General features: G+C 46.6%; 17 protein-coding genes. 6 read left to right on the forward strand and 11 right to left on the reverse strand.

What is annotated here, in order from left to right:
* Positions 1-88: 88 nt before the first annotated feature.
* The 3 genes from QUA97_RS03515 to purL all read right to left on the reverse strand — a co-directional run bounded on the left by QUA97_RS03515 (position 89) and on the right by purL (position 6,315).
* Positions 89-1,174, reverse strand: coding sequence for a fatty acid desaturase (locus QUA97_RS03515; protein WP_194012187.1), 1,086 nt, complete (start codon positions 1,172-1,174; stop codon positions 89-91).
* A gap of 771 nt (positions 1,175-1,945) precedes the next feature.
* Positions 1,946-3,412 carry an amidophosphoribosyltransferase gene (gene purF / locus QUA97_RS03520; protein ID WP_194071102.1) on the reverse strand — a complete coding sequence of 489 codons (1,467 nt, stop codon included), beginning with the start codon at positions 3,410-3,412 and terminating at the stop codon, positions 1,946-1,948.
* Positions 3,413-3,762: 350 nt separating this feature from the next.
* Positions 3,763-6,315, reverse strand: a complete 2,553-nt coding sequence (gene purL, locus QUA97_RS03525; protein WP_333193078.1) for a phosphoribosylformylglycinamidine synthase subunit PurL — start codon at positions 6,313-6,315, stop codon at positions 3,763-3,765.
* A 504-nt stretch (positions 6,316-6,819) separates the two neighbouring features.
* Between purL and QUA97_RS03530 the strand changes: the two genes are divergently transcribed.
* Positions 6,820-7,419, forward strand: a complete 600-nt coding sequence (locus QUA97_RS03530; protein WP_333118850.1) for a pentapeptide repeat-containing protein — start codon at positions 6,820-6,822, stop codon at positions 7,417-7,419.
* A 9-nt stretch (positions 7,420-7,428) separates the two neighbouring features.
* On the opposite strand, the gene QUA97_RS03535 is transcribed toward QUA97_RS03530, so the two are convergent.
* Positions 7,429-8,055: a Uma2 family endonuclease gene (locus QUA97_RS03535; protein WP_194071067.1), complete on the reverse strand. Its 627-nt coding sequence runs from the start codon at positions 8,053-8,055 to the stop codon at positions 7,429-7,431.
* A gap of 137 nt (positions 8,056-8,192) precedes the next feature.
* Between QUA97_RS03535 and QUA97_RS03540 the strand changes: the two genes are divergently transcribed.
* Positions 8,193-9,929, forward strand: a complete 1,737-nt coding sequence (locus tag QUA97_RS03540; RefSeq protein WP_194071066.1) for a DUF3352 domain-containing protein — start codon at positions 8,193-8,195, stop codon at positions 9,927-9,929.
* A 721-nt stretch (positions 9,930-10,650) separates the two neighbouring features.
* Here the strand turns inward: QUA97_RS03540 and mrdA are convergent.
* Positions 10,651-12,465, reverse strand: a complete 1,815-nt coding sequence (mrdA, locus tag QUA97_RS03545; RefSeq protein ID WP_194071065.1) for a penicillin-binding protein 2 — start codon at positions 12,463-12,465, stop codon at positions 10,651-10,653.
* Between the two features lie 488 nt (positions 12,466-12,953).
* Positions 12,954-13,166: a hypothetical protein gene (locus QUA97_RS03550; protein ID WP_333193082.1), complete on the reverse strand. Its 213-nt coding sequence runs from the start codon at positions 13,164-13,166 to the stop codon at positions 12,954-12,956.
* A gap of 128 nt (positions 13,167-13,294) precedes the next feature.
* On the opposite strand from QUA97_RS03550, the gene QUA97_RS03555 reads away from it, so the two are divergent.
* Both QUA97_RS03555 and cysE read left to right on the forward strand, forming a co-directional pair.
* Positions 13,295-13,777 carry a hypothetical protein gene (locus QUA97_RS03555; protein WP_194071063.1) on the forward strand — a complete coding sequence of 161 codons (483 nt, stop codon included), beginning with the start codon at positions 13,295-13,297 and terminating at the stop codon, positions 13,775-13,777.
* Positions 13,778-14,024: 247 nt separating this feature from the next.
* Positions 14,025-14,816, forward strand: coding sequence for a serine O-acetyltransferase (cysE, locus tag QUA97_RS03560; RefSeq protein ID WP_194071062.1), 792 nt, complete (start codon positions 14,025-14,027; stop codon positions 14,814-14,816).
* A gap of 196 nt (positions 14,817-15,012) precedes the next feature.
* On the opposite strand, the gene QUA97_RS03565 is transcribed toward cysE, so the two are convergent.
* Positions 15,013-15,594: an Npun_F5749 family FMN-dependent PPOX-type flavoprotein gene (locus QUA97_RS03565; protein WP_194071061.1), complete on the reverse strand. Its 582-nt coding sequence runs from the start codon at positions 15,592-15,594 to the stop codon at positions 15,013-15,015.
* A 386-nt stretch (positions 15,595-15,980) separates the two neighbouring features.
* On the opposite strand from QUA97_RS03565, the gene QUA97_RS03570 reads away from it, so the two are divergent.
* Together QUA97_RS03570 and QUA97_RS03575 are read left to right on the forward strand one after the other, a co-directional pair.
* A complete protein-coding gene (locus tag QUA97_RS03570) occupies positions 15,981-17,099 on the forward strand; it encodes a tocopherol cyclase family protein (RefSeq protein ID WP_194071060.1) in 1,119 nt (372 codons plus the stop codon).
* A 200-nt stretch (positions 17,100-17,299) separates the two neighbouring features.
* Positions 17,300-17,797, forward strand: coding sequence for a plastocyanin/azurin family copper-binding protein (locus tag QUA97_RS03575; RefSeq protein ID WP_333193086.1), 498 nt, complete (start codon positions 17,300-17,302; stop codon positions 17,795-17,797).
* A gap of 338 nt (positions 17,798-18,135) precedes the next feature.
* Here the strand turns inward: QUA97_RS03575 and clpS are convergent, their stop codons facing one another.
* The 4 genes from clpS to pflB all read right to left on the reverse strand — a co-directional run bounded on the left by clpS (position 18,136) and on the right by pflB (position 24,732).
* The gene (gene clpS, locus QUA97_RS03580) at positions 18,136-18,429 is read right to left on the reverse strand and encodes an ATP-dependent Clp protease adapter ClpS (protein WP_194008643.1); all 294 of its coding nucleotides are present in this window, start codon (positions 18,427-18,429) and stop codon (positions 18,136-18,138) included.
* A gap of 239 nt (positions 18,430-18,668) precedes the next feature.
* Positions 18,669-21,302, reverse strand: coding sequence for a bifunctional acetaldehyde-CoA/alcohol dehydrogenase (gene adhE / locus QUA97_RS03585; protein ID WP_442922476.1), 2,634 nt, complete (start codon positions 21,300-21,302; stop codon positions 18,669-18,671).
* 327 nt (positions 21,303-21,629) lie between these two features.
* The gene (pflA, locus tag QUA97_RS03590) at positions 21,630-22,370 is read right to left on the reverse strand and encodes a pyruvate formate-lyase-activating protein (protein WP_333193090.1); all 741 of its coding nucleotides are present in this window, start codon (positions 22,368-22,370) and stop codon (positions 21,630-21,632) included.
* A gap of 133 nt (positions 22,371-22,503) precedes the next feature.
* A complete protein-coding gene (pflB, locus tag QUA97_RS03595; protein WP_333193093.1) occupies positions 22,504-24,732 on the reverse strand; it encodes a formate C-acetyltransferase in 2,229 nt (742 codons plus the stop codon).
* Between the last annotated feature and the right edge of the window lie 223 nt (positions 24,733-24,955).

A 24,955-nucleotide genomic window follows, 5' to 3' on the forward strand; every position in this document is an offset into this window, starting at 1 on the left:
AGGTTAGTGCGAAGAATTATTGTCAAAAAAACCCGGTTTCCGATCGCCCCAGAGTGAGTCCTTGGGGTATTTTATTGTCTAGTTGAAGCTACTTAACTTCGGACGATGGCCGAGTGTTAGGCGATTCGTAGTAAACCCCAGAACCTGTATCGGAGACAAAGTGACAATCCCAGTAAGAGCGAATAAAACTCTTCCAAATTGGATCGGTTGATTTGCGGTAATAATCGCCCAACACTGGTTTAATTGCTTCGGTTGCTTCCTTCAAGTGATAGTGCGGCATTGTCGAGAAAATGTGGTGGGCGACGTGGGTGCCGATGTCGTGATGGATGGAGTTGATGAATCCGTAATCGCGATCGATCGTTGATAGCGCACCTTTCAAGAAATACCAGTCATCTCCGCGATACCAAGGAATATCGGCTTCTGTGTGGTGCAGGAATGTTACCAAATCCAGCCACATTACAAAGATTACGTAGGGAACCAGGTAGAACTTGAGTAAAAACAACCAACCAAATTGGTAGGTTAATGCGCCTAAAAAGCCTACCATCAATACTAAGGATGCGGAACTCGTCAACACATCCCATTTTTCGGAAGGACGGAAAATCGGGCTACCAGGCATGAAGTGAGAACCTACCCGATCGGGCGATCGGCGAAACAGATAAATTGGATAGGCAAATAACATCAAATAAAAGCGTCCCAGCTTCTCATACCAGGGCATTTGATTGTATTTGCTTTCCGACACTGGATACCAGCTTTCATCGTTATCCAAGCTGCCTGTATTCGCGTGGTGGGTTCTGTGGCTGATCCGCCAACCGTGGAAGGGTACGAGAATTGGAGCGTGGGAGAGGTGTCCGATCAGGTTGTTCAGCCATTTTTTCTTAGAAAATGAACCGTGCCCGCAGTCGTGGCCTACTACAAACAACGCCCAAAACATGGTTCCCTGCATCAACCAAAAGATTGGATAAAACCACCATGAATCGAGGCTGTAGGCGATCGCGTATAAACCTGCGATAATGCCAATATCTAAAAAGAAATAAGCTAGAGATTTCCCTGTCGAGGGTTCAAAACAATGGGCTGGAATGGCTGCTTTAACATCTTGAAGAGTAAAAGGTAACTCTTTTGTACGGGAGGATGAGCTTTTATCGCTCGGCGGATTGAGAAGAGTATTTGATTGCACGAAGTTTCCGATTTAAGCTGACTTGAGAAACCGCATTTCGCCTTTTAACTTTCACTGTGGGCTCGGAAGGAGCCATATTTTTTACTCTGCAAGGGTTTCTAAAGTTCTTTAGTTCGCATGAATAGCCTTCCCGTGATTCTCAAGCAAGTTGGCTTGTCAAATACTTGTGTGGGAAAATTTAGTGCGATCGACCCTGTTATCTAAAAAAAATTCCTGTGTTCGTTGTTAGTACGAAATGCGATTTTAATCTGATATCGCACTTCTGGAGGCAGTACCTCCAGTCCGCAGGTGGCCTATAGCGCTTCCGGCAGGAATTGTTAACGATAGTGTAGGGAAGGCCGAGCGATTTTAGATTTTAGATTTTAGATTTTTTATTGAATCTCAAACCTCAAATCCGAGTCTTGGGTTTCCCGCAAGTTCTACCCAACTGGCAATTCGCTACAATTCACTAATTCTGCAAGAGTTGCAATAGCTAAGTTAATTTAACATTTCTACACACACTTGGCAAGACTTTTCAGAAAATTTTTAAAATTCATAAATTGTTGAAAGTGACCACTCAAAAATGGATGAAATCCCCCAAAAATTGTCGAGAATTCAAGCATTTTAGATTTTCGTTCAAACTCCTAGATTGACTGCGCTGCAAGTCATATCATATCCGGTCGATTGACACTCGATCAGATTGGAGCGCGCGTGCGGACTCGCATTCCGCACGCGCGAACAAGTCAATCTCAAATCGACTGATGCGCGATCGCTTTCTAGCGTTTGGTTTTTCTAGGTTGCAGCCTTTTCTAAGATCAGCTTAGACCGTTTTACCACTTCTGGAATGTCGATCGGATAATCGCCGGTGAAACAGGCCGAACAGAAACTTTTCGTATCTTCGTTAGTCGCCTTCAGCATTCCCTCTCTACTCAAGAAAGCCAAGGAATCCACCTCCATTAGAGTGGCGATTTCTGCGACTGACTTGGTAGCAGCAATCAACTGATCTTGATTGTCGGTGTCTATTCCGTAGAAACAAGGATGAGTCACCGGCGGCGAGGAAACTCTCATGTGTACTGCGATCGCGCCCGCATCCCGCAAGGCTTTGACGATTTTGCGACTGGTAGTGCCGCGCACGATCGAATCGTCGATAATGATTACTCGCTTTCCGTCCAACACATCTCTGAGAGGGTTGAGTTTCATGCGGATTCCTGACTCCCGCATGGCCTGAGTCGGTTGAATAAAAGTGCGCCCGACGTAGCGATTTTTAATTAATCCTTCGGCGTAAGGAATGCCGGAAGCTTGAGAAAAGCCGATCGCCGCCGGGATTCCAGAATCGGGAACGCCGATAACTATATCAGCATCAGCGGGAGATTCTGCTGCCAACATACGTCCGATCCGCAGTCGGTAGCTGTACAAATTTTCACCTTCCATAATGCTGTCAGGTCGAGCAAAATAGATCATTTCAAAGATGCAAAGTTTGCGCTTCTGCTGCTTGCTCCAGTGGAAGGAAGCCATACCTTCTTCTGTAATCCAAACTAATTCCCCCGGTTCTACATCCCGCAAAAATTCAGCACCAATAATATCTAAGCCGCAAGTTTCCGACGCTAAAACGTACCGTACCGGAGTTGTGGGGAGAGTGCCAATTACCAGCGGGCGAACGCCGTGGGGGTCGCGGACTCCCATCACGCCGATCGGGGTGGCGATCGTCAAACTAAAGGCTCCTTGGCACATACCAAAGGCACTGATCGCTGCTTCGAGCCAGTCTTTACCCTTGTCTACCTCCGAACCGATCGCCACTGCGATCGCCTCTGAATCCGTCGAGCTGACAAACTCGCAGTTGCGAGACAGCAATTCTTCGCGCAATTCTTTAGTATTGACAAGATTCCCGTTATGTGCTAGAGCCAGACTTCCCAAACGGGTTTCGACTACCACAGGTTGAGCGTTGATCGCTCGCGACGAACCTGTAGTAGAGTAGCGAGTGTGTCCAACGGCTAAGTTACCCGGCAAGTGACCTAAATTCGATTCGTTGAAGACTTGGGAAACCAGTCCCATATCCTTGTGCAGATGGACTGTTTCACCCTCAAAGGTGGCAATTCCTGCAGATTCCTGACCCCGGTGCTGCAAAGCATACAAACCGAAGTAGGTCAACTTGGCTACATCTTCACCCGGTGCGTAGATACCGAAAACGCCGCAAGCTTCCTCTGGCTTGTCGGGTTTGCTAGAATGCTCGTCAGCCTCGAAGGAATGGTTGGGAATCATAGATTGGGTTGGCTTGTATGTAATGGGGACGGTACGTGAGCGGGGCAATTTCACCGGTGCGTTTTGTTGGGGAAGATGCCGTATAACTTAACACTCCCTTAATGTTGCCACGGATCTGTCATTCGATTTTAGATTTTAGATTTTAGATTTTAGGTTTACTCCCCAACAGAGGAATTAGCTGAGCCCGATTAGAGTCTAAAATTTTACTCTCTCCACTTGAGATTTTAGATTTTAGGTTTTAGGTTTATTCCCCAACAGAGGAATCACCGGAGCCCGACTAGAGTCTAAAATTTTGCTCTCTTCACTAATTAAGTTAGGCGGCTAATATCCGTTCGAGCTTGTGCAACCTTTCAGGCAGAAGCTATGCGGCGTTCAATGGCATTGTAGTATCGATCGCCCAGTTCTGCGATCGTAACCTCAATTAACGGCTCCTTGTCGGTAGTAAAAACCCGCAAAGACGATTCGGTACTACGAACCAAGCCGATTTTCTGCCACTTACCGGCCAAATTCTCCTGCAAGTAGGATGTCCAAGCAGCCTCATTTTCAGGACTTACCGACACTAAAATACAATTTCCCATTTCGCCAAACAGCAATTCATCCCAACGCTGAGACTGCGACGAATTTGGGGAAAGGTGGATTTTGGCACCAAGTTTACCAGAAATGCAGCATTCAGCCAGGGCGATCGCGATTCCTCCCTCAGCACAATCGTGAGCAGAGCGTACCCAACCGCTGCGGATGCCATCCCGACAAGCTTTTTGCACTTTTCTTTCTAAATCAAAATCTATTCTTGGCGGTTTTCCAGCTACAATCCCGTGAATTGCCGCTAAATATTCCGAACCTCCGAGAGTAGGAGAAGTTGCGATTTTTGAGCTTTCAGATAACAGTTCGGAATTTTGGGATAATTCACCAATGCCCAACAGATAAATTAAATCACCTTTTTTGAGCCAAGCTTGACCCGAAATCTTCTTCAAATCGGGAATTAACCCCACCATTCCGATGACCGGAGTCGGATAAATTGGTACAGGATTCCCCCCAGCATCAACAGTTTCATTGTAAAGAGAAACATTGCCACCAGTTACAGGCGTTCCCAACTCCCGACAAGCCTCAGCAATGCCGCGACAAGCTGACGCTAACTGCCAATATCCGATCGGCTTTTCAGGACTGCCAAAATTCAAATTATCAGTAACTGCCAGAGGTTCAGCACCCACACAACTTAAATTTCTCGCTGCTTCCGCTACAACGGCTTTTGCACCTTCATAAGGATCGAGATAAACATAACGAGAATTGCAATCAACCGTTGCAGCAACTCCGGGAATCATCCCCAGGGGCGTTTCTTTCTTGCTAAGGGGGGGATAATTTTTTGGAGTTTCCCTACCTTGTGCCTTTGTAAATAGAGGAATTACCTCTTCTTCCTGTTTGCTTTCGGAAGCTATAGAAATAGCATTTTCTCTCTGTAAATCCCCCTTAGCAAAAGGGGAGTTTTCCAGGCCTTTACCCAGGGAAGATTGGGAAGTTTCTAGAGGACGCAACCTGACAACCGCAGCATCAGCGCCTCCGGGTAACAGTACAGTATTATTTTGAACTTGATGGTCGTATTGGCGATAAACCCAGCGTTTAGAAGCGATAGTGGGAGTATCTAACAGCGTCAGTAAAATCTGATTCCAAGTTTGGAACTCACCCTTAACTTCAATCCCAAGAGCGGTGCATTCCGGCAACAAATCCGCCGTCCATTCCCAGGCTTTTTTAGCATATTCTGGCGCTTCTGTCAACAGTTCGCGGTGATAAATTGGCGTGTTGTCTGCCAAAGCAGTCGCGGTAATTTCGGCCGCGATTTCGCCTTTAAACAGGATTCGGACGATCGGCTCTTCGAGCACTGTCCCCGCGACTACGGCGTGTAATCCCCAGCGGTGAAAAATATCGATTAATTCCTGTTCCCGTCCTTTTTGAGCCACAAACAACATCCGTTCTTGCGATTCCGAAAGCAGGTATTCGTAGGGAACCATGCCGCTTTCTCGCACCGGAACTTTGTCTAAATCAAATTCAATTCCAACGCCACCTTTGGCTGCCATTTCTGATGTCGAGCAAGTAATTCCGGCCGCGCCCATATCTTGGGCGGCGACGACTGCACCGGTTTTGAATGCTTCTAAACAAGCTTCAATTAAGGATTTCTCTAAAAACGGATCTCCTACTTGGACGGCGGGGCGATCGTCCATTGATTTGTCGGTCAATTCTGCACTGGCAAAACTCGCTCCTCCCATGCCATCTCTGCCCGTAGTGGAACCGACGTAAAGCACGGGATTTCCGATTCCCGATGCGCCGGATTTAACTATTTCTTGAGTTTCCATTAAACCCAAGGCCATGACGTTAACTAAGGGGTTGCCAGAATAGGCTTCATCGAAGTAAACTTCTCCGCCAACTGTGGGTACGCCGATGCAGTTTCCGTAATGACTGATTCCCGATACTACGCCTTTGAATAATCTCTGAGTTTTGCTATCATCTAAGTTGCCGAAACGTAGGGAGTTTAAAAGTGCGATCGGGCGAGCACCCATTGTGAAGATATCGCGAAGAATGCCACCTACTCCTGTTGCTGCGCCTTGGAATGGTTCGACTGCAGACGGGTGGTTGTGAGATTCTATTTTGAAGGCAAGTTGCAAACCGTCTCCCAAGTCTACGACACCGGCATTTTCTCCAGGCCCGACCAGAATGCGATCGCCCTCTGTGGGAAACTGTTTTAATAGCGGTCGCGAATTTTTGTAACAGCAGTGTTCGCTCCACATCACGCCGAACATTCCCAATTCAGCTTTGTTGGGATGGCGGCCGAGGCGCTGAACGATTTCTTCGTATTCTTCGGGTTTGAGTCTTTCGGCGGCAATTTGTTCGGGAGAAAATGGGAGGTTTGGCATAATAATTGCGATGGTTTTGTAGATTTTACATCCCAATTAGGGATTCTTTAAATCAGAACTTAGGCATCAAGATCGAAAAAACCGGTTTTTTGATTTAATCAGCAGGTGGGAAGGCATTTTTTCGGTAAAAAACCCGGTTTACGATCGCCCGTGAGTCCAAGACTGCTAATGCTTATTTTTAGGAGGGGGAGTTTTTTGTTGATAAAAGCATTCAGATTTTAAGTTTTAGCATAGATTGAGGAGGCTGCATTTTTGTCAACTTAATCTCAAAGATCCTACCAGTTGCTTGTGACTCCGATTAGCTCGCAACGGACGCGATCGATTATACAGGAAAATTGAAAATTTACCAAATATCCGATAATGATTGACATATATCTTGTTTTCTGCTATTACAACCGCACCCAACGGTTAAGATGTTCTTAATTCCTCAAACCCTAGTCGAAGATTCCCTCTTCCCTCTTCCTTCGTGTCCTTCGCGTCTTCGCGGTTCGTACCTCTTCACTTATGACTGAAAATCTCAATTTTGCCAACCAAAACTTACGCAACCGTTCATTTAAAGGGCTTGACTTGTCTGGGGCGAACTTCAGCGGTAGCGACATTCGAGGCTGCAATTTCACCGGAGCGATTTTGAGGGGGGCAAATTTTCAGGGTGTCAGAACCGGACAAAGCCGCCTGCGGGTACAAAAGTTGATTGCTAGGGCTGGTGTAACTGCGGTGACAGTGACGGCGGCGGGGGCTGTGATGGGAATGATTGGCGGGGCGGATGCGGGGGCTGTGGCGGTGGCGGGGACGGCTGCGACGGCGATTGCTGCGACTCGTGGCGAGGCGGGAATTGTGGCTGGGGCTGTGGCTGGGGCTGCTGCTGCGATCGGGGCTAGCGGTATTGTGACATTTTGGGGCGGGGATACTTTGAGGGGAATTGGTTTGTTTTTGGTTTCTGGGGTGATTTTGGGGTTAACTGCGATCGGCTTTTTTATTGCTGTTGAACAGATAGAACAATTGTCGGTAACGTCGTTTAGAAAGGCTGATTTGACTGGTGCTATATTCGATGCGGGGGCGGTTCTTGATGCTGATTTTTCCGATGCGCGAGGTTTGCCGTGGTAGACTGCACAATTACAGATTTTTTACCCATTCTCGGAATTCTCGCACTGCTGCGGTTGCGCCTGCTGTTTGAGTGCGATCGATAAATTCGTCAACTTTTGCAGTCGGTAGCATCGGGAAAGCCCTGGAAAAATTGCACTCGGCATATTCGCCATTTTGCAATTGATAAAACTTGACGCTTCGTCCGTCATACCGCCAAATTTCGGGTACGCCTAAATCTGCATATAAATCGAATTGATTTAAGGAACTGCTGGTAATATCAATTTCCAGTGCTAAATCGGGCGCAGGATCTCGCGCAAAGTCTAATTCGGTTCTGCCTCTGACCAGTGCTTCGTTCTGAATATAATAGCATGAATCTGGTTCTTTTCCCGCTGCTTTTTTGCGTTTTTTAATAGTCATCGAACCAAAGGGGTTGTACTCCAGATTTAGTTCTTCTATGAGAGTTACAATTAACCGATCGATCAGCCTGTTGCGATTTTCATGTTCCGGTAGTGGTACCATAATTTCTAATTGACCTTGATGATAAGCAATTCTGGTGGAACGTTTGTTGCCTAGTTCCGCTAGCAGGCTTTCATATAACTTCCAACTGATATTTGGCAGTAAAACTCGCTGTTCGGGGGGCGTTGATATTGTTAGCATTTTACTTGGGTTTTAGAGCTTTAGTGTATTTTAGTTTATCCTTTTTTTTTGCGAACCGCATAAAAAGTATCTGCCGACCGCTACGGTGATGCGCTACTCTAGTTAATAGTAGACTGTGGTAATTAGTCCTTGTTGTTATGAAGCTGCGATCGTTCTTTTCTTTCCTCATTGCTGGTGTTTTAGCACTCTTAGGCTTGGGTGCAGGCGGTTTTTACTGGCTGTCAACTCAAACTCCCCTAAATTTGCTCGCGGGCGGGCCGACAACTACTCCGGCTGCGGCTGTGTTTGTCTCGAAAGAAGTACCTTTGTTGGTTTCAATGCTGGTAAATCCCGATCGCCTCGAAGCATTGCGACAAGTTTTTGCCACTCCCACAGAAAGAAGCCTCGCACACGCAGAATTCGAGCAAATCAAAAAAAGCCTCCTCGCCAATACTGACTTGGATTACAGTCGCGATATCCAACCTTGGATCGGTGACGAAATTACCCTCGCCCTCACAAATCCCGATTTCGACGATCGCGATCGCCGCAAGGGCGAACAAACCGGGTTTTTGCTGGCTGTTTCTTCCCAAAATGCCGATCGCAGCCAACAATTTCTTAAATCCTACTGGCAAAAACAATCTCGTGCGGATAAAACAGTGCAGTCGGAACTATATAAAGGTGTCCAACTAAATTACAAAAAATTACCGACAGCCAAGCCAAAACCCGCTCCAATTTTGCCTTTTAACCCGCTTTATCTGCCGAATTCAACTTTACCATCAAGTTTCGCGACGGCGGCAATCCGCGGCCGTTCGGCTTCTGGAAACAACCTAAATTTTGTTTTATTTTCCCACAGTCCGAATATACTTCGAGATGCAATTAACAACTTGGAAGCAGCGAACCTAAATCTCAGTAACAGTCCTAACTATCAAAAAGCTTTCCAACAGTTAAATCAAGGTAGAATAGCTTTAGCGTTTGTCAATCTGCCGGAGCCAGCAACCGAGCAAAATCTCCCAGTTTCCCCTAATTCCCTAGCAGTTGCTGTCGGAGTCAACCGACGGGGATTGCTGGCTCAAACTGCTTTAGTGACATCGCGAGAAAACACGGCTTCTCCCACACTCTCCGAACCGGTGCTGGCCTTGCAATATATTCCCTCAGCCAGTCCTTTTGCCGTCGCCAGCACCGATTTAAGGAATTTTTGGGCTGATTTGTCATCGATGGTGTCAGCCAATGCAGAAGTATCTAAATTAGTCGATCGCGCGATCGCAGATATTCAGCAAAGTTGGAGCGTTAATTTGCCGCAGGATATATTCAACTGGGTACAAGGAGAATACGCTTTAGCAGTGGTTCCGAGTTCCTCAAACAGTGCGGATTGGGTTTTTGTCACCGAAACATCTGCCGATGCCCTTCAGGCGATCGACAAACTCGATGAAATTGCCCGTAGCAAAGAATACAGCATCGGCAGCTTCACTCTCAGAAACCAGAAAATTACCGCTTGGACGCAGTTGACAACTAGCTCGAATCATGGTAAGGGAAATAATAGGCAAAGTGCGATCGTAACTGAGGCAAAAGGAGTGCGAGCCACTGTCGGTAAATACGAAATTTTTACCACTTCAGTAGAAGCAATGGACGCAGCACTAAAAGCAGCCGAAACAGGTTCTTTGGTGGCCAATCAAGACTTTCAAATCAGCATCGAAGCGCTACCACCAGCTAACGACGGCTATTTTTATTTAGACTGGCCTTCGATCAGATCAATTTGGGAAAAACAAATCCCGCTGTTGAGGTTAATTGAACTTTCGGCGAGACCGTTATTTGACCATTTGCGATCGATCACTGTTACCAGTACCGGAGAAGTCGCAGGAATTCGCAAAGCCACCATATTTATGCGGCTGAATTAGTTATTCGTTATTGGTTATTGGTTATTGGTTGTTGGTTATTGGTTGTTGGTTATTCGTTATTGGTTATTGGTTATTGGTTATTGGTTATTGGTTGTTGGTTATTGGTTATTGGTTATTCGTTATTGGTTGTTGGTTGGTAGTCATTTTAGCCTGAGTGAAGTGGAAGGCTAGTGATTAGTAACGGACGCGCCTATCACGGTAAGAAACCGGGTTTCTACGAGTTTGGGGTTGAGTGACGATAAATATTGAAAGAAACCCGGTTTCTCAGGTGGGCGGGCGTGAGTCAGAAACCGGGTTTCTACGAGTTTGGGGTTGAGTGACGATAAATATTGAAAGAAACCCGGTTTCTCAGGTGGGCGGGCGTGAGTCAGAAACCGGGTTTCTACGAGTTTTGGGTTGAGTGATGATAAATATTGAAAAGAAACCCGGTTTCTCAGGTGGGCGGGCGTGAGTCAGAAACCGGATTTATACGAGTTTTGGGTTGAGTGACGATAAATATTGAAAAGAAACCCGGTTTCTCAGGTGGGCGGGCGTGAGTCAGAAACCGGGTTTCTACGAGTTTTCGTAACAGAAACCATAAATATTGAAAAGAAACCCGGTTTCTCAGGTCGTGAGTACACCTTACTCTACTTGTCAACTAATGCCCCATGCCCCATGCCCCATGCCCTATGCCCTATGCCCTATGCCCAATGACCAATGACCAATGCCCAATGACCAATGATTACTGAGGATTGGGTGGTGTTTTCGGTTTCCCAAAATAAGCTTGAAATACATCTTTGGCGATCGGGGCCGCAGCAACAGCACCAAAACCGGCATTTTCCACAATCACGGCGATCGCAATTTCTGGCTTGTCAGCAGGCCCGAATGCCACATATAGCGAGTGATCCTTCTGTCCGATGACCTCCGAAGTCCCAGTTTTGCCCGCCGTCAGCGGAATCGAACCGTCATTGAGTCCCTGTCCCGTACCCTCGGAAACCACCGCGATCAGTCCTTCCTTAACCACCTGAACTGTCGAAGGTTTCATCCCCGTACTTACCCGTTGAGTCTCTGGAGTGCCAGTCATAGATGTCAAAAGATGGGGCTTGACTCGATAGCCGCCGTTAGCGATCGAACTCACCATTACCGCCGCCTCCAAAGGCGTCACCAACACCAACCCCTGACCGATCGACATCGTTACCGTATCGCCCTCATACCAGGGTTCTTTATAGATTTTCTCCTTCTCCTCCGGCGTCGGGATTTGACCGTGACTGCCGCCGCCAAGTCCCAAAAGATTCAAATCCGTATCTTTGCCAATTCCCAAGCGGTGTCCCCACTTAGAAATTTCCTCGGGCCCGGTACTCATCCCCACTTGGTAAAAAAACGTATTGCTGCTGAAAGCCAAAGCGTCCCGAAAGCCGATGTAGCCGTAACCGCCGCTGTGTTCGTTAAAATCAATTCCTCCCACCGTAATGTAAGACGAAGTACCCAAAATAGAGTCTGGCGAAAACTTGCCTGACTCGATACCGGCGACAGAAGTCACAATTTTAAAAGTGCTGCCAGGGGGGTAGCCCTGCATCGCCCGATTCAAAAATGGATCTTCCTGGTCTTGAAGAGTTGCCCAGTCATCCTTACTGATTTTTCGCGTAAACAGATTGGGGTCAAAAGTCGGGTGGCTGGCGAGAACTAATACCGCGCCGGTTTTGACATCCACGGCGACGACTGCTCCCCGGCGGTTTCCCAGGGCTGTTTCCGCTGCTTTTTGCATGGGCAAGTCGATGGTTAGCTGCACCGCCTCGCCCGGTTTTGGGGGTGTTTCTCCCATCAGCCGCAATTCTTGATTTTGGGCATTTACTTCGATCAGCCGATCGCCCCAAACTCCCGCAATTTGCTTGTTAGAACTCGCTTCTATGCCCATCTGACCGACAATCATCCCCATCGGATATTCCGGGTGAGCTTTCAAATCTACTGCGGTAGCTTCGCCAATATATCCGAGAACGTGAGCCGCCAAACTGCCTTCGGGATAGTAACGGTTCGCTTCTGGCCGCACTTCCACTCCGCGTATTTGTCCTACCTGTTCTGCTAGCGGCACAAAAATTTCTGGCGGCATCGCTTGCTTGATCCGCACCGGTCTGTAGGATAGAGGATCGACCTCTTTTATTTTTTGTAAAATTTCTTTGGCCGGGATTTTAACCAGCGGACTTAACTTTTCTGCTGTTACTTTCCACTGTTCCGGCGTTTGTTCTTTCGGCCACAAATAGACCGATCGAGCTAAATTGTTTCCCGCTAGCAGTTTGCCTTTGCGATCGACAATATGTCCGCGATTTGCCGGCATTGGCACTAGGCGAACGCGATTGTTTTCGGCTCGTTCCCGGTTTTGCTTCCCTTGTACCAGTTGCAATTCCACTAGCCGACTAGCGTGCAGGCTCAGCAAAGCGGTTGCCAGCAGCATTAATACGATCGCCCGGTGCATCGGACGCGACTGTTTCTTAGGAGTTTCCCCCAGAGTTTTGTCACAAGAGCGAAATCCAGAGAGCGAAGAAATTTGTCGTTGCATCATTCTATAAGTAGATGTCAAATCCTAGATTTTAGATTCTTGATTGTCAATTGTGCAGTATACAGCATCAGACCTAGGCGATCGTCTTAGTTCTCAGTCATTAGTTCTTAGTTCTTAGTTCTTAGTTCTTAGTTCTTGGGAATTGGCCAAACAGGCTAAACAGGGCATTGTTAACTGTTGACTGTTGACTGTTAACCGTTAACTACTGCTGACTGCTGACTGCTGACTGCTGACTAATGACTAATGACTGCTGACTGCTGACTGCTGACTAATGACTAATGACTGCTGACTAATGACTAATGACTGCTGACTGCTGACTAATGACTGCTGACTGCTGACTAATGACTAATGACTGCTGACTAATGACTAATGACTGCTGACTGCTGACTAATGACTGCTGACTGCTGACTGCTGACTGCTGACTGCTGACTGCTGACTAATCGTCCAAGCACCAAGAAATAGCCAGCACAATTAAGATCAGGCTCAGCCAATTAGGGAAGTGCAGCCAGCCGAATATATCGACAGGTAACATTATTAAAACCCATGTCAAGAGGGAACCGATCGTCAACAGCAAAGCCAGAATTATCATATCGAGCATCTTGAGAGCGTATAATTTCGGATGTGAGCCGATCGCGTGTGGCAGAACTCGGAGTGGCACCATCGAGGGCGATCGCACGTGTCACGGTTCCGATGATAGTAATCACGAACAACAGCCAGAAGGTTTTTCACTCAATTAAACAAAAATTGTTCTTCCTCTGGAAGTTCCGATTCTGGGGACTCAGACGAGTAAATTCTGAGTTGTAATTTTAAGTTGTGACACAGGAGTATTGCCATGTGGTTCGATCGGCCAGTCCATTTCAAAAACAGTGCGCTCTTAGCTGCGATCGGCGCGATCGCCGCCCTACCAGTTTTAGCAGAAACAGCCAACTTCGGCACTTTAAATTTATCGCGAGGTTTTGACTCCCCAACAGCAATGTTGAGAGGTTCCACAGGCGGATCGTACTCTCTCTCTGCCATTGCCAACACCGATCGCCACAAAAACAAATGTTTGGGTTTTGCCACTCCTACTCCCGACCACATCATAGTCTTGCAGCAAAACTTTTCCAAACTCGCAATCCAAGTCAACAGCGGAGGGAAGGACACAACCTTAGTCGTACAAGGCCCCGGTAACAGCCTGCGCTGCGGAGACGATACAGGTCAAAATAAAGATGCCAGCATAGTTGATTCAGACTGGCAAGCAGGATCTTACAGAATTTGGGTCGGTACTCTCGAAGCCGGAGTCAAGTCTAACTATACAATCTCACTACAGGAATAGAACGCAGCCACGCTGTGGGATGGACACGCTAAAATATTCTACATCCTAAAATTTTTCTCCCGATCGCCCGATCGCCCGATCGCTAATATCATGTCCGTTCGATTAGATTGGTTCCTAGCGCGGACTTAAGTCCGGGCTACGAACCGTTGGTGTTGTAACAATCGACCGAACACGATCTAACTTCCCCGATCGAGTAAAATTGTAAAATTGAAAGTGGCGTGTTTAACCAAAATTGGGAACTCCGAAAGTGCTTCATACCCTTAAAGCTGACTTCAGTATAATTTTCGACCGCGACCCAGCCGCTCGCAACTGGCTGGAAGTATTATTTTGTTACCCAGGTCTTCAGGCCCTAGTGCTGCACCGCCTCGCACACTGGCTTTATTTACTGGGACTTCCCCTAATCCCCCGCTTGATTTCTCACATTGCTCGGTTTTTGACAGGAATAGAAATTCACCCCGGTGCAACGATCGGCAAAAGCGTCTTCATCGACCACGGTATGGGGGTTGTCATCGGCGAAACAGCAATAATCGGCGATTTTGCCCTAATTTATCAAGGTGTCACCCTAGGAGGCACAGGCAAAGAAAGCGGCAAGCGTCACCCTACCGTCGGCGAAAACGTAGTTGTCGGTGCCGGGGCCAAGGTACTAGGAAACCTGCTAATTGGCAACAACGTTCGCATCGGCGCAGGTTCCGTAGTCCTGCGCGATGTACCCTCAGACTGCACCGTGGTAGGGATTCCCGGCCGCATCGTATATCGATCGGGAGTGCGCGTCAATCCCCTAGAACACGGCAGTTTGCCAGATTCCGAAGCTGTAGTAATTCGCTCTTTGCTCGATCGCATCGAATCCCTCGAACAGCAAGTAAAAAGTTTGATTCCTCAAGAATCTCTCTCCTTAACTTCTGTTCCCAATTCCCATTCAGCATTTCAAACTTCAAACAAAACCAGCAATGTAGCCCTAGCTGAAAAAACCGAAGTTGCCGCCGCTTGTCAGTTAAAAGATAAAGCAATTCAAGAATTTTTCGACGGCACCGGCATCTAAAAATTTAATTAGTCATTAGTCAGTAGTCATTAGTCAGCAGTCATTAGTTATTAGTTATTAGTCATTGGGAATTGGGAATTGGTAATTGGAATTGGGAATTGGAATTGGGAATTGGGAATTGGTTACTAATGACTAATGACTGAGAACTACTGACTAATGACTACTGACTAAGGACTACTGACTAATAACTTCTTTTTCACGGATTGACCGATCGCACAAACCAATTTCCATCCCCATCGTGCCCGTAAAGCGATCTGTTCTGCGGTTCTCCCCGCAACTCCAAAAAATCCACCGTTTCCGGTTCCAACAACAGCAAACAAAAATTCGGCAGCGGCTCGCGAGCATCTGGGGAAGCAGAATCAAAAGCACCAGCATCCGCCTTATCTTCCCCCGGTGCAGGCCAAGCAAATTGATCTCGAGCAGCCTCAGAAAGCTCCTGCCAAGCTGTGCGGCGCGCTGTCAACAACTCGGAATCTGCATCGTCTTGCCGCACCAAAATCAGTTGTCCAGCAATCCGAAATTGTTCCCGAGTTTTAGGGAAATACCAGCAAATCTCCCCCCAAGGATAGAGGTCAATTTCCTCCGCCTTCTGACTGCGAATATCAGTAATAAACTTCAACTGATTAGTATCTCCTAAAAAGCCTCGAAACACCACAGTGCGGTTAGCCGGACGACCAGTGGCGCGAACGGTTGCTAATTGCAAGTAGCGAGCAAAAGCCAGACTGCGGTTGCGGTGGAGAGCTCGCGCTAAGGGCGATCGCCAAAGTGCTAAAGTCATAATTAATAACCTATCATATTAGTTAGTAGTCATCAGTCATTAGTCATTAGTCAGTAGTCATTAGTCATTAGTCATTAGTCATCAGTCATCAGTCCTCAGTCAGTAAGCTGTTGCGGCATTTAAATTCTATGTCAAATGCGCGACAACTTAGTCATCAGTCATCAGTCCTTAGTCCTTAGTCCTTAGTCACTAGGAATAGGAAATGATAACTGACAACTGACAACTAACTACTGACAACTGACAACTAACTACTGACAACTAAGAGTACCCGCACGGGCCACCGCCCCTACCAACTGACTAATGACTAATGACTGGTGACTAATGACTAATAACGAATGACTAATGACTGCTGACTAATGACTCTTCTTTCTGCTATAGGTAATTTTATGTCAAATGCACTCTCAAAACTCAAAACTATTGAAACTCCCCACAGCGGCTACCACTGGGACGGCAGTTCCCGGCGCTTTTTTGAAGGCTGGTACTACCGAATAACATTACCAATTCACGGACAATCCTTTGCCTTTATGTATTCCATCGAAGACCCCAGAGGCGGTCAACCATACAGCGGCGGTGCTGCCCAAATTCTCGGCCCCAAAGATAGCTATTTGTGCCGCACCTTCCCCGATGTAGAAAAGTTTTGGGCGCACCGAGAAAGCTTGGGTTTCGGGCATTGGGGCAAGACAGATTTACAAATGAAACCCGAATATTTAGAGCCGCAAATGTTCGACAGCCACGTCCAAGAAGGCTATCAAGCTACTGCTACGTTGAATCAAGGTTATCTGCACGATCCGGGAAGCAGCAGTCACTGTTTTTGGCAGTACGAAATCAAACCAGTTTACGGCTGGGGAAACTCTCAGGAACTCCAGAAATCTACAGCGGGAATGTTATCTTTTTTACCTGTATTTGAGCCTGGATGGCAAATTTTAATGGCTCACGGTTTAGCCACGGGCTGGATAGATTGGAACGGCCAACGCTACGAATTTACAGATGCTCCCGCTTACAGCGAAAAAAACTGGGGCGGTGCTTTTCCGCAAAAGTGGTTTTGGATTAATTGCAATTGTTTTCAAGGTGAAAGCGATTTGGCTGTCACTGCTGGCGGCGGCAAGCGGGGCGTGCTGTGGTGGATGGAATCGGTGGCAATGATTTGTCTGCATTACCGAGGCAAATTTTACGAATTTGTGCCTTGGAATTCTCAAGTTACTTGGAATATTGAACCTTGGGGAAGCTGGAAAATGCAGGCGAGAAACAGCCAGTTTGAAGTTGAGTTAACTGGTACTGCAAGTTCTCAGGGTACTTATGTGCGAACTCCTACTGAAAAAGGCATGGCTTTTTGCTGCCGGGATACGACGCACGGTGATTTGCGGTTGCAACTGCGAGAGTTGTTGGGGGGAAATGTCGATCGCAATGGCAAGCAGCGTTATAAAATTATTTTAGAGGCTCAAAGTTCTTTATCTGGTTTGGAAGTTGGCGGCGGGCCTTGGGATGAAGTTTGGCGATCGAATTAAGTTAGTAGTCAGTAGTCATTAGTCAGTGGTCATTAGTCATTAGTCATTTTAGCCGCTCGCGAAGTCGAAGGCTAGTCATTAGTCAGTGGGCATTAGTCATTGGGCATTGGCCAAACAGGGCATTGGGCATTGGTGCTGTCCCCCCGATCTTTCCGTCCAACGTCAGCAGTCAGCAGTCAGTTAACATTAGTAAAACAGCCATGATAAAAATACTCGGTTTACAATTAGAAAAATTCTACCGCAACCAACAATTACCACCAACTCTCAAAAGAATTTTGGGACTCATGTTATGTTTGGGTGCAATCTTAATACCTGCGACAATTGCCAATGCTGGCGATTTGTCTCGCCAACCTATCACCGAAATTAATGTTAGCTTGGGTAACGAAGCTGGAGAACTCAAATTTTTCCCCAATCAGCTAGAATTTGAATCTGGTAAGCGCTATAAATTAGTGCTGAAAAATCCCAGTCCGCAGAAACATTATTTCACTTCCAAAAATTTTGCAGATGCGAGTTGGACTCAAAAAGTTGAAGCTGGTAATGTAGAAGTTAAAGGAGCTATTCACGAACTGGAACTTAAATCAGGGGCTGTGGCAGAATGGTTGTTTGTGCCGGTGAAATCGGGAAGTTACAACCTTCGCTGTACCGTAGCGGGACATACTGAGGCGGGGATGGTTGGCAAAATTGCGATCGCCTCTTAATCCTCCTATCCCATAGTTGAGACTAGCAGAGAATTCAATCTCAGACTGCATTAGACCTCTTACAAAAGTCAAATTCACCCCCCGCAAGTCCCCCCTCCCGCGGGGAGCAACAAGAATAATCTTGCTCCCTCCCCGCGGGAGGGGAGGGTTGGGGTGGGGTACTTTGGATTTTTGCAAGAGTTTTATTGAATTATGTGCGTCTATCTGTGTCTATCCGCTGGAAATCGGCAGTTAACAGATCGAATATTTATGCCGATCGAGTTTAGCTTCAGCGGATATCGTATTGCTTGAAGATTAATTAGCCACAAAAAGTCGAACTTTCGGGCTTCTACAGACTTTTAAGTAGACTCTAGCGGAGCCATTGTCAGTCCAGCACGGCTCAATTGCATATGATAAAGTTCTGCTTGTTCTTGCGGGCCAACCCAGACGGTGGCTTGGCCTTCGTTGTGAATTTGGTTGGCGAGATCCCAAGCTCGATCGCTCGTCATCCCTGGAATGTATTTCGTCAAACATTCCACTACGTGCTGAAATGTATTGAAATCGTCGTTGAGGACTATTACCCGATAGTTAGGATAAGGCTTGCGGGTAACTTGACTTGATCGAACGGGTGCTATGGTTGGTGAAGAGGTCATCGCGCGAACAGCCACTGAAACTACAAAATTCGTACAATAGTTACCTCTTCAACTATATCACAATTTCTGAACTTTAAAACCGCCCATTGCAAATAGATCGACTTTGGCGATTTTCGAGGGCGATTTTTTGATTTGAGATTTGAGGACAAAGAAACCGGGTTTTCAGGAAATTGAGGGTTTCTACCCACGATTTTGGTTGAAAAACCCGGTTTCCGATCGATCGTTAGATGCAGTACAGCTTATCCAATTACAGTTAACTCTCGATCGACCCCAGAAGTGTTGGTGTCAGAGTATGCTTGCAACAGAAGTTGCTTTAAATCTTCAATCAGCGGATAGCGGGGGTTTGCTCCGGTGCATTGATCGTCAAAAGCGCGATCGGCCATTTCCTCAACGCGAGCAAAAAAGAAATCATCACTCATTCCCTGACTGGCGATCGCCTCCTGAATCGTGCTAGGAATATCTACCTGACGCTTCAAATCTTCCACCGCTGCGATCAAGTTCTCAACTTTCTCATCTAGTGTCTCCCCGCCCAAATTCAGATAATCCGCAATTCGCGCATAACGCCACTTGCTGTTAGGATACTTATTCTGAGAAAAAATCGCTTGTTTGAACGGAACATCCGTTGCATTGTAGCGAATTACATGGGAAATCATCAGCGCGTTCGCTAAACCGTGAGGGACGTGACAAGTTGCACCTAATTGGTGAGCCATTGAGTGACAAACCCCCAGAAAAGCGTTCGCAAATGCCATCCCGGCGATCGTAGCAGCATAATGTACTTTCTCCCGCGCTTTCGGATCGTTAGCACCATTTTTGTAAGCGCTGGGCAGGTATTTAAACAGCAAACGAATCGCTTCTAAAGCCAAACCATTTGTATACTCAGAAGCCAACACAGAAACATAAGCTTCTAAAGCGTGAGTCAGCGCATCAACGCCACCATAAGCAGTCAGTTTCCGGGGCATATTCAGCGTAATTTCTGGATCGACAATCGCCATACTCGGAGTCAGAGCATAATCAGCCAGCGGATACTTAATCCCCGATTTCTCATCGGTAACAACCGCAAAAGGCGTAACTTCCGAACCCGTTCCCGAAGTAGTTGGAATTGCCACCATAAGTGCCTTTGAACCCAAAGGAGGCAGTTCGTATACCCGCTTGCGAATATCCATAAACCGCATCGCCAATCCTTCAAACTCAATTTCTGGATGCTCGTACATCAGCCACATTACCTTAGCAGCATCCATCGGCGAGCCACCACCAAAAGCAATAATTACATCGGGATGGAAACTATTGCAAATTTCTAAACCTTTGCGAACAGTAGCAAGGGAAGGATCGGGTTCCACATCATAAAATGTATAATGAGCGATGCCGATTTCTTCCAAACTATCTGTGACTTCCTTAATCAATCCCAATTCAAACAAAGGTTTATCCGTCACAATCAAAGCACGTTTCTTACCTGCAAGATCCCTCAAAGCTACAGGAATGCAGCCAGACTTAAAATAAATCTTGGGAGGAATGCGGAACCAGAGCATATTTTCGCGCCGTTCTGCTACAGTTTTGATATTCAGCAAGTGATGGGGTGTCACGTTGACAGAAATCGAATTATCGCCCCAGCTACCGCAACCGAGAGTAAGGGAGGGATCGAGGCGGAAATTGTACAAATCGCCGATCGCACCTTGAGAAGAAGGCGTATTAATCAGCACCCGCGAAGTCTCTAGTTTGCTTTCAAAATAACGAATGTGCTTCTGATTTTGCGGAGCAGTGTAGAGTACAGAAGTATGGCCGTGTCCGCCAAAAATTATCAGCGCTTCAGCTTTGTCTACTGCTTCAGTAAAATCCTTGGCGCGGTACATTGCGAGAATCGGCGAAAGTTTTTCACAAGCAAAGGGTTCTTCTTTACCTATCGCCTCCACTTCTCCAATCAAAACCCTGATGTTTGACGGCACTGAAAAACCAGCAATTTCCGCCACTTTTTGCACCGATTGTCCGACAATTTCAGCATTCAATCGACCATCAATTAAGATTACCTGCCGCACTTTTTCCCGTTCTTGTGCATTGAGGAAATAAGCACCCCGCTTGATAAATTCTAGTTGCACCGCATCGTACACTTCATCCACAACAACTACCGATTGTTCCGAAGCACAAATCGTGCCGTTGTCGAAAGTTTTGCTGAGCAAAATTGAGCTAACAGCCATTTGGATGTGGGCGGTTTCATCGATGATGGCCGGAGTATTTCCCGCGCCCACACCGAGAGAAGGATGTCCTGAAGAGTAGGCCGCTTTTACCATTCCCGGCCCGCCAGTTGCCAAAATTAGTTTGATATCGTGGTGCTGCATCAAAGCTTGGGAAAGTGGCACAGTTGGCTCGTCAATCCAGCCAATAATATCCGGTGGTGCTCCAGCAGCTACAGCAGCATCGAGGATGATTTTTGCCGCCGCAGCGGTGCAGGATTTGGCGCGGGGATGGGGAGAAAATATAATGCCATTTCTCGTCTTGAGCACGATTAAAGACTTAAAGATGGTGGTGGAAGTCGGGTTAGTTACAGGGACGATTCCCGCCAGCAGTCCCACGGGTTCGGCAATGCGTTCGTAGCCAAAATGGCGATCGGACTCGATGATACCGCAAGTCTTGTCGTTTTTATATTTGTTGTAAATCATTTCCGAGGCAAAATGATTTTTGATTGCCTTATCCTCGATGACTCCCATTCCCGATTCTTTAACTGCTGCTTTGGCTAAGGGAATGCGGGCGGCATTAGCGGCTAAAGCTGCTTGCTTGAATATGCGATCGACTTGTTCTTGAGTGTAGGTAGCAAATTCAGCTTGGGCTGCTTTCACTTTTTGAATTAGCACTTCTAATTCATCTAAATTCGTAACTTTCATGGTTTTTTTCCTGCTATTAGTGTTTTTGACTTCTTCCTTTTTCCTCACTCTTGAACGCATCAAGACCAAAGAAACCTGTTTTTTTACTTAATCTGCGGGTTCCAGCGAAGGATTTTCATAAAAAAAACCAGTTTCTGACCACCCGTGCGTCCAAGACTATTCCTTCTTCCTTGTTCCTTCTTTTCACCCTGAGCGAAGCCGAAGGGCCTTGTTCCTTATTCCTTGTTCCTTGTTCCTGATGACGTTGGACGGAAAGCTCGGAGGCGACAGCAAAACATGACTAATGACTAATGACTAATGACTAATGACTTCTTCCTTATTCAATAATTATATACCGCTAGCTCCGATCGCATAAATGCCGCGACTGCTAAAAATATCAACAGTTTGTTGGACGAGTTCCGGTGAAGCTGGAGGTGTATCTTTGAGTTGGTAATCCAGTTTTAATTGTTCCCATTTGTATTCTCCCATTTTATGAAATGGTAATACTTCTACTTTTTCCACATTAGTCAGATTGGCAATAAAATCCGCTAGTTTTTCTATGTTTTCGATGGCATCTGTGAGGTGAGGAACTAAAACGAATCGAATCCAAGTCGGTTTGCCAATTTCGCTGAGATATTTGGCCATTGCTAAAGTAGGCTCGATGGAAACGTTGGTGACTTTGTAATACACTTCGGGAATGTAGGATTTGATGTCCAACAAAACCAGATCGGTCATTTCCAGAACCGGTTTAGCAAGTTCTAAAACACAGAATCCTGATGTGTCTAGGGCTGTATGCAACCCCATTTGATGACAGCGGCTAAAGATTTCTCTGACAAAATCTGGCTGCATCAAGGGTTCGCCGCCGCTGACTGTAACGCCTCCTTTCCGCAGGTAGGATTTACATTTGGTAATTTGATCGATTAAATAATCGACGGTTACTTCTTTACCATCGTGGGAATTGCGACAGTCGGGATTGTGACAGTAAAGACAGCGTAAGGGACAGCCTTGGGTGAAGACGATAAACCGGATTCCGGGGCCATCGACGGTACCAAAAGTTTCGATTGAATGAATGCGACCAATTCCAGACATTGATTTGGTTTTGAATTTTGCTTGGTTTCAACTCCGCTCAGCCAGCGGTTAAATTGTTAACTGAGCGAAGTCGAAGTTTGAGTTTGGGCTTTGCTCAGACACCGTTTAGGTTGGTGGCTGAGCGAAGTCGAAGCTATACCCGTTCGTGGAAGGTGCGTTTAATCACATCTAATTGCTGTTCGCGGGTAAGTTTGATGAAATTAACCGCATAACCGGAGACGCGAATTGTTAGCTGCGGATATTTTTCGGGATGTTCCATCGCATCTAGTAATGTTTGCCGATCGAGCGCGTTAACATTAATGTGATGGCCGCCATCGTGGAAGTAACCGTCTAACAGACCAACTAGGTTATTAGTCCGATCGCCTTCCATTCTGCCCAAGGCTGCTGGTAGAATCGAAAAAGTATTCGATATGCCATCTTGACAATCGCTGTAAGGCAGTTTGGCGACAGAAGATAAGGATGCGATCGCTCCACAGGAATCTCGCCCGTGCATCGGGTTAGCACCGGGAGCAAAGGGTTCGCCTGCTTTACGTCCGTCGGGAGTGCTACCAGTTTTTTTGCCGTACACTACGTTAGAGGTAATCGTGAGTACCGATTGAGTCGCTACAGCGCCGCGGTAGGTTTTGTGCTGGCGAATTTCGTTCATGAAGCTTTGCACGAGTTCGATGGCTAGACTGTCTGCGCGATCGTCATTATTGCCGTATTTTGGATATTCGCCTTCCGTCGAGTAATCCACTGCTAAACCTTGCTCGTTGCGAATCACCTTAACTTTAGCGTATTTAATCGCCGAAAGTGAATCCGCCACCACAGACAATCCGGCAATTCCACAGGCCATTGTCCGATAAACATCGCGATCGTGCAAGGCCATTTCTAGGCGCTCATAGCAGTATTTGTCGTGCATATAGTGAATGACATTCAGCGTATTGATATAGGTTTTTGCCAACCACGCCATCATGTCATGGAACCGCGCTTTCACCTCGTCATAATCGAGATATTCGGAAGTAATTGGTGGAAATTGCGGCGCAATTTGGTCGCCAGATTTCTCATCTATACCGCCGTTGATTGCATAGAGCAAAGTCTTAGCTAAGTTAACTCGCGCTCCAAAAAACTGCATTTGCTTACCAATTCGCATCGCGGAGACGCAACAGGCGATCGCATAATCGTCGCCGTAGTCAGGACGCATTAAATCGTCGTTTTCGTACTGAATCGAACTGGTATCGCTGGATATTTTTGCACAAAATTCCTTGAAGCTTTCCGGCAAGTTTTCCGACCACAAAACGGTAAGGTTAGGTTCTGGCGCAGTACCGAGATTTAAGAGAGTATGCAGGAATCGGAAACTGTTGCGAGTTACCAATGTTCTCCCGTCCTTGCTCATACCGCCAATCGCCTCTGTTACCCAAGTTGGATCGCCAGAGAACAGTTGGTTGTAGTCGGGAGTTCGCAAAAACCGCACCATGCGGAGTTTCATTACAAAATGGTCGATTAGTTCTTGCAATTCCTGTTCGGAACTGGTGCCACTTTGCAAATCGCGCTCGAAATAAATGTCTAGAAACGTGGATACACGGCCGAGGGACATCGCCGCCCCGTTTTGTTCTTTCACTGCTCCCAAGTAGCCAAAATACAGCCACTGGACAGCTTCTCGTGCATTGGCCGCCGGCTTGCCAATATCAAAGCCGTAGTTAGCAGCCATTTCTTTCAACTCAAACAAGGCGCGAATTTGCTCGGATAACTCTTCGCGCAAACGAATTGTTCCCTCGTCCATCGCTGCTAGTTCGAGGGATTCTTGCTGGTGTTTCTTATCATCAATTAGGCGATCGACACCGTACAAAGCAACGCGCCGATAGTCACCGATGATCCGCCCGCGTCCGTAGGCATCGGGCAAACCTGTGATGATACCAGAACGTCTCGCCAGACGCATGGAGCGGGTGTAAACATCGAAGACACCATCGTTGTGTGTTTTGCGATATTTCGTAAATATTTCTTCTGTTTGTGTATCGAGTTGATAACCGTAAGCTTCTAAACCTGCCTTGACCACGCGAATTCCGCCGAAGGGCATAATCGCGCGTTTCAAAGGTCGATCGGTTTGCAAACCTACTATTTGTTCTAACTCGCGATCGATGTATCCTGCTGCATGAGCTACGATCGATGTGGGTAATTTTGTATCAACATCCAACACACCTTTTTCGCGCTCTTGCTTCATTAGTTCCAGAACTTTTTGCCAAAGCTGCTGGGTTTTTTCGGTTGGTGCTGCGAGAAATTCTGCATTCCCTTCGTAGGGGGTGTAATTCTTTTGAATGAAGTCTCTAACGTTGACTTCTTTTGTCCAACTGCCTTCTGTAAAGCCCTGCCATTCTACAAACATAGCTTTCTTTCGCCTCAATTTTTTGTTAGCGATCTTTTTTTATTCTTTGACCGCTAAATCTAGCATATCTTAAATTTGCAAATTTTTAATAGCTTTTTTGCCCTTTGTGACAAAAGTTTACTCTGCGATTTTCTGGAAAAATTAAAATAGATAGTATCCAGAAACTCCTCTGGAGTTTTTGATGAGATTATGATAAAATTGGATTATGAGCTAACACTTTGAC

Source organism: Microcoleus sp. CZ3-B2, from assembly GCF_036705055.1.
GTDB lineage: Bacteria > Cyanobacteriota > Cyanobacteriia > Cyanobacteriales > Microcoleaceae > Microcoleus.